We start from the raw sequence: 10,246 nt of genomic DNA on the forward strand, positions 1-10,246 counted from the left end.
CCCGTGTCTCCGAAACGCATCCTTATACCCCTTGTCACGGCGCTCGCCGTGCTGTTCGGCACGTTCCTCACCGCTGCCCCCGCCAAGGCCGACACCCTCATCTCAGATCAGCAGTCCATCACCCGGGCCGCAACCTGGATCGCGGGCGAGTGGGACGCCGGCCGCTACAGCCGCACCGACGCCGGGCTTCTGGCCGACGGCGTGATGGCGCTCTCGTCGGCGGGTTCCCACCACGGCACCATCGACCAGATGCTCACCACCCTCAGGCAGATCGGCCCCGCCTACGTCACCAGCCAGGGTGGCCAGGGGCTCGCCAAACTTATCCTGACCGCCGACATGGCAGGGGTCGCCGACCCGGCCCACTTCCTCGGCACCGGGCGCGACCTGGCCACCGAACTCATCGCACTCATCGAGGCCCGCAACGTCCCCCAGGCATGGGGCGGCTACCTCTCAGTCATCGCGCTGGCCCGCATCGACCGGCTCGACGAAGTCAGCGCAGCCGGGATGGACTACCTGATGAGCCGGATGTTCGTCAGTGGTGACGGGGGCTTCGGCTGGGCGTCCGGCCAGGCCAAGGGCGATCCCGACTACACGGGCGTCGGGGTCTCGGCCATGCTGCTGCTCACCCGCTCGAACCAGGTCTCATCCACCGTAAAGGTACAGGCGCAGTCCCGGCTCGACGGGGCCAAGGCGTGGGCCGCCAACCCGGCAAACCGTCGCACCGACGCCCAGGGTGACCACTTCTGGATCGCCAGCCCTAACGGGACCGACGGGGCATCGTCAAACTCCACCGGAATCCTCGCCTCCGCGCTCAACGAGGCGGGCGTCAGCACCGAATCTCCGCGACGGGCCATGAAACGGGAACAGGCCGCGACCAGGTCCCAGTCCGCCTGGTCCGCGACACGCATGGGCAGCAAAGACGATCTGCGAGCCACGGTGCAGGCCATCTTCGCCGTCACCGGCACCGGCTATGCGACCGCCAAGCTGCGTCCGGCCGTCAAGGTGACCCGGATCACCCTCCCGGCGACGCTGGCCGTCACTGCGGGCAGGTCGCAAGCGCTCACCGCCACCGTGACCCCCGCCAACGCCACCGACAAGAGCCTGACCTGGGCCACCAGCGACGCCGCCGTCGCCACCGTCAACACCAACGGCACCGTCACCGGCGTGAAAGCAGGGACGGCGACCGTCACCGCCACCGCGGCCGACGGTTCGGGTGTGCGTGCCTCCACCAGGGTCACCGTCGCGAAGGCCGCGGAGCCGTTCGACGTCTACACCACCCCCGGCACGCACAATTACAACGGTCGCCTCTGGCGCACCACGTGTGAGAAGTACTCGGTCACCGAGCGTTGCCGCACCGAAATCCAGGCGACCACCGTCTCGCAGGTAAACGGACGGTTCGTGCAGTCGACCGGCTGGGCCTTCAACAACCTGACCTACAAGGCATCGGCCCGTTCGGCCTGGACCACCAACCCGCTCGGCGGGTATGGCAAGCGGGGTGCGAAGATCAGCTGGACTGCGTCCGACGGCCGCACGTGGCGCACCGAATGCGACACGGCCCTGACCGGAGCCAACGGCTGCCGCAGCTTCGCCACCGCCCGAATCATCGAGTCCTACACCACCTCCAACGGCAGTCGTGCCTTCAGGTGGACGACCAAGGAGATCTTCAACAACATGGTGCGCTTCAACTGATGCACCGGCTCGCGGTGGGCACCGAACCGGTGCCCACCGCTTATTCTTGGCAGGTTCTGTAAAGGAGAATCGGTATGCGCAAAGTGCTCGCCCTCATCACCTTCACCCTCATGGCCTTCGTCGGCCTCGGTGCCGCGCCATCCCAGGCCGACGACGTCGACAACGAGATCGGCACCTGCCTGGCCCAGGGGCAGGTGTGGCTCCTCGTGGTCACCGAAGAGGGCGAGCCCCTCGCCAACCAGTGCGTCGGCAATCCCCCGAGCGGGGAGCAGGCGCTGGCCGACGGTGGAATCAGGATGCAGTTCGGCAAGGGCCGCATGATCTGCTCCATGTCGGATCATCCCGAGACGTGCCCCGCAACCTTCGACGGCTCCTACTGGGCCTACTTCCAGGGTGCGCCCGGGCAGGAGTACACCTACTCGGAGTTGGGACCGCAGGCCTCCAAGCCTGAGGGCGGCGCCATCGAGGCCTGGTGTTTCGCGACCGCCGAGGCCAAGGAGTGCACCCCCCCTCAACTGAACATCGTGCAGGGTGGCCAGCAGGTGGCCCCGCCCACCGGCACGACCGTCACCGACCTTCCAGTCACGCAGAATGCTGCAGTCAGCATTCCAGGCGGGACCCCCTGGGCCCTGATCACCACAGGCGTGGCGGTCGTCCTGGTCGTCACCGCCCTCGTCGTCGTGCAGCGCAGGCGCCGCTCCGCCGGCCCGAAGGCCACGGGCGGCCGCTGAGCCGTGCCCCGTCTGGTTCCGCGCGTCGCCCAGGCCGACCCGGCCGTCCCACACGAGTGGGAACACCGGCCGGTGCGTCAACTCCACCCTTGGGCGTGGTGGGGGTGGGCCATCTGCGCGAGCGCCGCCGTCAGCCTCACCACCAACCCGATCGTGATCGCCCTGATCGCCGCCTCCGTCGTGGTGGTGGTGCTGCTGCGTCGCACCGACGCGCCCTGGGCGCGTTCCCTCAAGGTCTACCTGTTCCTGGCGCTGGTGATCGTGGTGATGAGGCTGTTCTTCCAGATCGTCATCGGAGGAGTACGCACCGGCACCGTGCTTTTCACCCTGCCGTCGGTCGAGTTGCCCGCCTGGGCGGCCGGGATCACTCTGGGTGGCCCAGTCACGCTCGACGGGCTGGCGGTCGCCCTGTTCGACGCCGTCCGGATAGCCGTCATGCTGCTGTGCGTTGGTGCCGCGAACTCGCTGGCCAACCCGCGCACCGCCTTGAAGTCGGTGCCGGCCGCGCTGCGTGACATCTCGACCGCCGTGGTGATCGCGCTGGCCCTGATACCGCAGATGATCGCCTCGATCCACCGCGTGCGGCGCGGGCAACGGTTGCGCGGTGGGCGGCGTCGGGGCCTCAGCGCCCTGCCTGGCACCGTGCTGCCGGTCATCGAGGACGCCGTCGAGGCTTCGTTGCAGCTTGCCACCTCCATGGAGGCACGGGGGTACGGTCGCACCCGCACAACGGGCGAGCAGCGGCGTGGCCGTCGGCAGTTGCTCGGCGCGCTGTTGGCAGTCCTGTTCGGCACCTACGTGCTGCTCGCGGTCCCAGGGACGACACCGGGCTGGTTAGGGTTGAGCACCGCAGCCTGGCTGGCCGTCGTCCTGATCGGGTCTGCGGTGGCGCTCGCGGTCTGGGGGCTTCGCGTCTCGGGTCGACAGCTGGGCGTGACGCGCTACCGCCCCGCACCGTGGGGGTCGCCGGAGAATGTGACCGTCGCATGCGGCGGAGTCGCACTCCTGGTCATCTTGTGGCTGATCTCCAGCCTCGGGGTTCCCGGTGAGATGAACTCGATGCAGACGCCAGTGCGCTGGCCGACGCTCCCCCCGCTCGCCGTCGTCGCCGCACTCGCGCTGGTCGTCCCCGGCTTCACCACCCCAGCCCCCAGGAAGTCGCCATGATCGAGTTCGACCACGTGTCCATCACCCAGCCCGAGGCAACCAGCCCGGTGCTCTCCGACGTGACCGGCACCATCCGGGAGTCGGACCTCTGCGTCGTCGTCGGCCGCACGGGCACGGGAAAGTCGACGCTGCTCGGCTGCATCAACGCTCTGGTCCCGATGACCACGGGCGCCACGATGGCCGGTCGGGTGCGGATCGGCGGCGTGGACGTCACCGGCCGTCGCCCCCGGGAACTGGCCGACCTGGTCGGCTACGTCGGCCAGAACCCGCTCTCAGGTTTCTGCACCGACGTCGTCGAAGATGAGGTCGCCTACGGGATGGAGCAACTGGGCCTCGATCCCGTCACCATGCGCAAGAGGGTCGAGGAGACGCTCGATCTGATGGGCATCGCCGATCTGCGTCGCCGCGCACTCGTCGAGTTGTCCGGTGGGCAGCAGCAGCGGGTCGCGATCGCCGCGGTGCTGGCAGCCCAACCTCGGGTGCTGGTGCTGGATGAGCCGACGTCGGCGCTCGACCCCACCGCCGCGCAGGACGTGCTCGCGGCGATCACGACGCTGGTCCACGACGTCGGCCTCACCGTGGTGCTGGCCGAGCACCGACTTGAGCGGGTGATGCACGCCGCCGATTCGGCGATCTGGCTGCCTGGCGACGCCCGGGCGGTGTTCGGGCCCACCGCAGAGATCCTCGGCATCGCCGACGTGAAGCCCCCACTCACCCAGATCTCGGAGGCACTCGGCTGGCCGAAGGTCGAGACGAGCGTGCGCGATGCGCGACGCAAAGTGGCCACCGAAGGGCCACACCTCGACCTCCCCAACCTGCCGGTGCTGGCGGTGTCCTGGCGGGCCGAAGGACTCACCCCGGTGTTGACCGCCGGCGATCTGGCTGTCCACTACGGCGACCTCAGGGCCGTCGAGGTTGACCTTGAGCTGCACGCGGGCAGCATCGTCGCGTTGATGGGGCGCAACGGGTCCGGGAAGTCGTCGTTGATGTGGGCGTTGCAGGGCGCGGTCGCCAGCACCGGGCGACTCGCCGTCAGGGATGTCGACCCGCGCACCGCCTCCGACTCGGAGGCACGCCGCCTCGTCAGCCTGGTTCCCCAGTCCCCCGCCGACCTGCTCTACCTGCCGACCGTCGGCGAGGAACTGCACCAGGCGGACCGGGAATCGGAAGCGGCGCCCGGCACCACCAGGTCGATCCTGGCCACCCTCGGCGTCGATCTGCCGGATGACCGGAACCCGCGCGACCTGTCCGAAGGTCAGCGCCTCGCGCTCGTGCTAGCCATCCAACTGGCGGCCTCCCCGGCCGTGATCTGTCTCGATGAGCCGACCCGTGGCCTCGACTATCAGATGAAGGCCGAGCTGACCGGCATCGTCAGGCGGCTCGCCGAGCAGGGTGCCTGCGTCGTCATCTCAACCCACGACGTCGAGTTCGCGGCACAGACGACCGAGCGGTGCATCGTCCTGGCGGAAGGCGAGGTCGTCGCCGACGGACCGACCCGGACGGTGTGCTGTGCCTCCCCCAGTAACTCGCCACAGGTCGCCAAGGTGTTCTATCCGCACGACGTGCTGACGGTGGCGGAGGTCAAGAAGGCACTGGCTTTGCAGGCGGTCAGGCCGTGAACAACGGTCGACCCGACCGGGTCTCAGTTGCGATGCTGACGATTGCCGGGCTCGCAGGCCTGCTCGCCTTCATCTGGCCACTGATCGTCGCGCCCGCTGCGACGCTGGACGGCAACAGCCAGTCTCCGTTCATCTTCGCGGTGTTGCTTCCTGTGCTCCTCGGTATCGTCGTGTCCGAACTGAGCCGCGGCACCATCGACGTCAAATCCCTGGCGATGCTCGGGGTTCTGTCCGCGCTCGGCGCGCTGGCCAGGCCGTTGGGCGCGGGGACCGCCGGCATCGAGTTTGTGTTCGTGCCGCTGATCCTCGGTGGACGGGTGTTCGGCCCGACCTTCGGGTTCCTGCTGGGCAGCACCACGTTGTTCACCTCGGCCCTACTCACGGGCGGGGTGGGCCCTTGGCTTCCCTATCAGCTCCTGGCGGCGTCCTTCGTCGCAATGGGGGCCGGGTTCCTGCCACGGGCGACCGGCTGGGCCGAGATCGCGGTGCTCAGCTGCTATGCGGGGGTCTCCACGATCTTGTACGGAAGCCTGGTCGACCTGTCCTTCTGGCCGTTCAACCTGGGCCTGGCCACGGATCTGAGCTACGTGGCGGGCGCCCCGTTCCTTGAAAATCTGCACCGCTTCGTGCTGTTCAGCCTGGCCACTGGGATGGGCTGGAACCTTGGCCGGGCACTGACCACCATCTTGACCCTGTGCGTCATCGGGCTGCCGATGCTGCGGATCCTGCGCCGCGCGAACCGTCGCGGAAACTTCACAGAGGCGGCCTGAGCCCGCTCAGAGGACGCTCACCTGCCACCCTGTGTTGTGGCCGCCGTCGTAGGGCAGCAGAGCGTGGAACTGGCCGATCGTCTCGTCGAACACGAGGGGCAGGAAGTGACGGTCGCCGTCCCACATCGGCAGTTCCATCATGGTGGTGACGTCGTGCCATGCGAGGGTCCCCTCGTCGTTGGATGCCGGGACGTCGCCTGTGAAGGCCGTGACAAGGAAAACGAAACCGAACACGTCTCGGCCGTTGAACCCTGGCCAGGAGAGCGTGCCTCGCATGGTGAGCGCGGTCGCCTCGATGCCAGCCTCCTCGCGCAATTCGCGACGGATGGCGGCCACCACGTCCTCGTCGCGCTCGACCTTGCCGCCGAGACCGTTGTACTTGCCCAGCTGTTCGTCTGAGTCGCGGGCGATGCGATGCACGAGCAGGACCTTCGAACGGTCGGGTGAGGTGACGTAGGCCAGCGTGGTGAGTTCGGGCGCGTAGGGCATGCCCAGACGATAGTACGCGGGCGCCGCTGCCCTTCCGCTGATGTGGACTTCCTTGGCTGGAACTGGTCGACGGCCCGGGGCACCTGCCCCGGGCCGTCACGGCGACTCTCCTCTTGAGTGCCTTTGCCTCGCTGATCCCCCAATTGCATCTACGTTGCCAAGGTCACCTGACTAAACAGACACGGCACCTGACGGAATGTGACGCGACCGACGAGAAATTTCCAGAATTTCTTTTTCTCATCCCTATCAGGCGTCAGCCGGCCTCGGGGACGACCACGATCGTGAGGGCCTCGTCGCCGCGCAGCACGCCCAAGGTCATGGATTCACCGACCCGACCTTCCCGGATCCTCGCGACGGCCCCGGCAGCATCGGTGATCGGTGCGCCGTCCACGGCCGTGATCACGTCCCCGGTGCGCAACCCGGCCACCTGCGCGGGCGACCCGAAACGGACAGAAACGACGACGGCGCCCGGACGGCTGGGATCGAGGCTGTCGGTGACGGTGACCCCGATCACGGGCCGTGCCGATGGGTCGGTGGTGGGCGTCGGTGTCGGCGTCGGCGTCGGTGTCGGCGTCGGCGTAGGCGTTGGCGTCGGCGTGGGCGTAGGCGTAGGCGTCGGTGTCGGTGTCGGCGTGGGCGTGGGCGTAGGCGTCGGTGCGGGGGTTGGCCTCGCGCTCGGCGTGAGGCTAGGCGTCGGAGAAGCCTGGGTGGGGTTCGACGTGGGGGTGGGGTTCGACGTGGGGGTGGGGTTCGACGTGGGGGTGGGATCCGAGGTGGGCGTGGTGCTCGGCGTGACAGTGATGGCTGGAGGAATCGGAACGACCGGTCGTAGGGTCGGTGCTGTGGTGGCCGACGGTCGGGAACCGGTGGTGGTGGATTGCCCGGGTCGCCGGTAGGAAGGCCCGCTGCCCGGCTGGCGGTTCGAAGTCGCCGTCGACGTCGCGGTGGGTGTCGACCCGACCGGGGCCACGGAAGCCTCCGTCTCGGATACCGAAGGCTGCGATCCCGCAGTGGCGTCGGCGCCTGGGGATGGACTGTTGGTGGAAGTACCGCCGCTGCCGGGGCCGATCGACGTGGTGAGCGACTGCGGTAGTGGCCCTGCCGCGTCCGGGGGCGAGGAGGAAGCAGCGACGGCGATCACCACGCCTGCGACCACGGCCCCCGCAGCCACCACACCGACCTGAACGCTCCTGGAAGGCTTCCCCCTTCTCTTGCCCGTCACTTGTACGTGAGCGGGATGCGAGGCCTGCGCCCCGCTGGGACCCTCGGTAGCCCTGCCGTCTGCCGCGGCAGTGGTCGGGTCCAGCGCCGACGCAGCCACGGCCGCGGCCATTGACCCGCCGCCGATGAGGGCCACGATCCGCAACGAAACCGCGAGGTGCGCGAGCCTGTGGGAGGCGCGCTCGCACGAGTCACACTCGTCCAGGTGCCGTTCGAGCCGCTCCGTCTGGGCCGAGCTCAGGGTGCGACGGGTGTGCCGCGCCATGTGTGCCAGCACCCAGTCGCATTCGTCGTTCCCGCCGCGCGTCTCGACATGGGCTTGAAGCCAGGCTTGACCCAACGCAACGCGGGCGCGCTTCGTGAGAGCCGTGGTGCCGTTGGGCGTCATGCCCAGGTCACGAGCCACGTCTGCGGTGCGCCGTCCCTCCACGTCGACCATCCAGAGCACGTTGCGCCATCTGTCGGGCAGCGTGTCAAGGGCCTCGGCAACCAGTTCGTGTTCGGCGATCGCGGCGCTGAAGCCGTCGTCGGTCACCCGGGCCTCGCGCCTCATCCAGTGATCGAGGTGGTCATCCTCTGTCGAGGCCTCATGGCTGCGGGTGGCGGTGTTGGTCGCAACGTTGCGGATGCTCGTGCGCAGGTAGGCCGCAAAGGCCCGATCCGGCCCCCCACCGCCGCGGAACGCGGACCAGATCCGGGCGAACGCCTCGGCGGTCACGTCCTCCGGGTCGAGCGAACTGCTGATGCTGGCAGCGAAGCGCACACCCGAGGCGTAGTACTGACGAAACAGGGTGTCGAACGCGGCGCGGTCGCCAGATCGGCAGCGCGCGAGCAGGGCAGCTTCAGCCGGGGCACCGTCCGACTGTTCCATTGCACACTCCCTTGTTCCCCTGGGGAATCAATCAGTCCCATGATAGACCGACACACCGTCCACCCCGACCACAGGACGTACGCCGCGTGGGCCACTCAGATCCGAGCGGCGATGACGGCCCGCGTTCCCATGAGCGTGCGTGCCAGGATGATCGTTGCTGAGCCCCGTCCCCTGGGTTTCAGTTGCCTGCGTAGGAGCGCCGGGTCCACGTCGATGGCACGCTTCTTGATCTCAAGCGTGCCGATGCCGTGTTCGGCGACGTAGCGTCGAAGTGCCCGAACGTCGAAACCGAGCACATCGAGCACCTTGAACGTGGTGGCGAAAGGTGAGTCGACCGGCTCGTCCGAGGACAGGTAGGCGGTGTGCGGGTCAAGCAGCCACACGTCGGCCTCTGGGGCTACGTCCGCGATCAGACCTGACCGGATCACGGCGCCGTCGGGTTCGATCAGGTACTGGCCGAGGGGTCTGACGTCGAGCGGTGCCGTCGCGCCTGGATGCAGAACGTGTGGCAGCACGACGGCCTCGGTACCCGGGCCCAGGCGGTTCCAGAGGGTCGCCTCCACGACGTCGCCATGTTCGCTCACCCAGCCCGCAAGCACCCCTTGGGGGATCAGTTCCTTCGGCACGCCTGGCCCCAGCTTGACCGCAACGAAGCGGTCGGAGGCCAGTTGGTCGAGGACGAACTCCCAAGGCGGTGTGAAGTCGGCTACGTTCCAGGTCCGGCCTTTGGCTGTGCGCCGGGCCGGGTCGAGGAAGATCGCCGCACCCGGAGGAGGCTCCGACTCCTCGGCGAGACCGACCCGGACGTCGCCGCGGCCGACGAGCGCGAGGTTGTGTGCGGCCACGGCTGCGGTCTCGGCATCGGCATCGACCGCCACCACCCGGAGGCCTGCCTCCGAGAACGCCATCGCGTCCGAGCCGATCCCACACCCCAGATCCCAGACCTCCTCTACGCCGGCCTCGACGAACCTCGCGGCGCGCCAGCGTGCCACGGATTCCCGACTGGCCTGTTCAAGACCGTCGCGGGTGAACAGCATCTCGTCGGGCCGGGAAAACTTCGATGCTGCCGCCCGCCGCAGGACGGTCTGCCCGAGCGCCCACGCCGCGTCGTCCGGGCCGAACCGCCGTCGGAGCCGCTCCCCCGCGCCGAGCGAGGATGGGTCCGCCTCCGCCATCGCGGCCCTGAGTGCCTCGTCGCGTTGCGTCATGGCTTCCAGGCTACCGATAGGCCGAGCGGCAGCCGCCTCAGACCCCCGGCCGGTTGAGCCGCCCAGCGAGCTCTGCGAGCAGGCGTGGGCGTACCACCTGACCCACGGTGCAGAATCCCGAGCACAGCGCCTTGGAGAGGCACCCAGAACGTCACGATGGTTTCGACACGGGCGTTCGCTGGCGCTCACGGCCCGGCTCAACCAACAGCAGGGGCCGACTCAACCGCGTCGCGCGGGGCCGGGCTCAACCGGCCGGGGGTTCATCCGGCTCGGGGTTCGGCTGGTCCCCAGGCGTGCGGGTGCCAGGGGTCGTCTTCGGGTTCAGGGGCAACGGCGTAACGCTGGTCCCGGTCGTCGGTGTGCTTGGGCGACTCTGCCCATGTCGAGGGTGTGGGCGACTCTGCCCATGTCGGGGGTGTGGGTGGTTCATCCCAGGTCGTGCGGTTGAGTGGTTGGCCCCAGTCGTCGGTGGGTTCGGGCG

General features: G+C 68.7%; 9 protein-coding genes. 5 read left to right on the forward strand and 4 right to left on the reverse strand.

Features of this window, described 5'->3' with window-relative positions; all coding sequences use genetic code 11:
• Positions 1–3 precede the first annotated feature (3 nt).
• The 5 genes from BUC15_RS20350 (at position 4) to BUC15_RS07265 (ending at position 5,976) form a co-directional block, all read left to right on the forward strand.
• Positions 4–1,689: an Ig-like domain-containing protein gene (locus BUC15_RS20350; protein ID WP_073186866.1), complete on the forward strand. Its 1,686-nt coding sequence runs from the start codon at positions 4–6 to the stop codon at positions 1,687–1,689.
• Positions 1,690–1,763: 74 nt separating this feature from the next.
• A complete protein-coding gene (locus BUC15_RS07250; RefSeq protein ID WP_073186867.1) occupies positions 1,764–2,420 on the forward strand; it encodes a hypothetical protein in 657 nt (218 codons plus the stop codon).
• Between the two features lie 3 nt (positions 2,421–2,423).
• Positions 2,424–3,587 carry a CbiQ family ECF transporter T component gene (locus BUC15_RS07255; RefSeq protein ID WP_073186868.1) on the forward strand — a complete coding sequence of 388 codons (1,164 nt, stop codon included), beginning with the start codon at positions 2,424–2,426 and terminating at the stop codon, positions 3,585–3,587.
• Complete coding sequence (locus BUC15_RS07260) at positions 3,584–5,206, forward strand: ABC transporter ATP-binding protein (protein ID WP_073186869.1); 1,623 nt, start codon at positions 3,584–3,586, stop codon at positions 5,204–5,206. Before BUC15_RS07255 ends, BUC15_RS07260 begins: the two co-directional genes overlap by 4 nt.
• Before the next feature lie 32 nt (positions 5,207–5,238).
• Positions 5,239–5,976: an ECF transporter S component gene (locus BUC15_RS07265; protein WP_073186873.1), complete on the forward strand. Its 738-nt coding sequence runs from the start codon at positions 5,239–5,241 to the stop codon at positions 5,974–5,976.
• A gap of 6 nt (positions 5,977–5,982) precedes the next feature.
• On the opposite strand, the gene BUC15_RS07270 is transcribed toward BUC15_RS07265, so the two are convergent.
• From BUC15_RS07270 to BUC15_RS20355, 4 genes are all read right to left on the reverse strand, one after another.
• Positions 5,983–6,465 (reverse strand): NUDIX hydrolase, encoded by a 483-nt coding sequence (locus BUC15_RS07270; RefSeq protein ID WP_073186870.1) that lies wholly within the window; start codon positions 6,463–6,465, stop codon positions 5,983–5,985.
• 253 nt (positions 6,466–6,718) lie between these two features.
• The gene (locus tag BUC15_RS19020; RefSeq protein ID WP_084189430.1) at positions 6,719–8,557 is read right to left on the reverse strand and encodes a sigma-70 family RNA polymerase sigma factor; all 1,839 of its coding nucleotides are present in this window, start codon (positions 8,555–8,557) and stop codon (positions 6,719–6,721) included.
• A gap of 95 nt (positions 8,558–8,652) precedes the next feature.
• Entirely contained in the window at positions 8,653–9,765 is a 1,113-nt protein-coding gene (locus BUC15_RS07290) for a THUMP-like domain-containing protein (protein WP_073186871.1), read from the reverse strand.
• Positions 9,766–10,025: 260 nt separating this feature from the next.
• Positions 10,026–10,246, reverse strand: a 221-nt coding sequence (locus BUC15_RS20355; RefSeq protein WP_217652146.1) for a hypothetical protein, incomplete at its 5' end; no start/stop codon positions are given.

The organism is Tessaracoccus bendigoensis DSM 12906 (assembly GCF_900141915.1).
GTDB classification, from domain to species: domain Bacteria; phylum Actinomycetota; class Actinomycetes; order Propionibacteriales; family Propionibacteriaceae; genus Arachnia; species Arachnia bendigoensis.

Excerpts from the sequence above, each read along its gene's own strand:
- BUC15_RS07265 (WP_073186873.1), top strand. The coding sequence starts at position 5,239 with ATGCTGACGATTGCCGGGCTCGCAGGCCTGCTCGCCTTCATCTGGCCA.
- BUC15_RS07270 (WP_073186870.1), bottom strand. The coding sequence starts at position 6,465 with ATGCCCTACGCGCCCGAACTCACCACGCTGGCCTACGTCACCTCACCC.
- BUC15_RS07250 (WP_073186867.1), top strand. The coding sequence starts at position 1,764 with ATGCGCAAAGTGCTCGCCCTCATCACCTTCACCCTCATGGCCTTCGTC.
- BUC15_RS19020 (WP_084189430.1), bottom strand. The coding sequence starts at position 8,557 with ATGGAACAGTCGGACGGTGCCCCGGCTGAAGCTGCCCTGCTCGCGCGC.
- BUC15_RS07260 (WP_073186869.1), top strand. The coding sequence starts at position 3,584 with ATGATCGAGTTCGACCACGTGTCCATCACCCAGCCCGAGGCAACCAGC.
- BUC15_RS07290 (WP_073186871.1), bottom strand. The coding sequence starts at position 9,765 with ATGACGCAACGCGACGAGGCACTCAGGGCCGCGATGGCGGAGGCGGAC.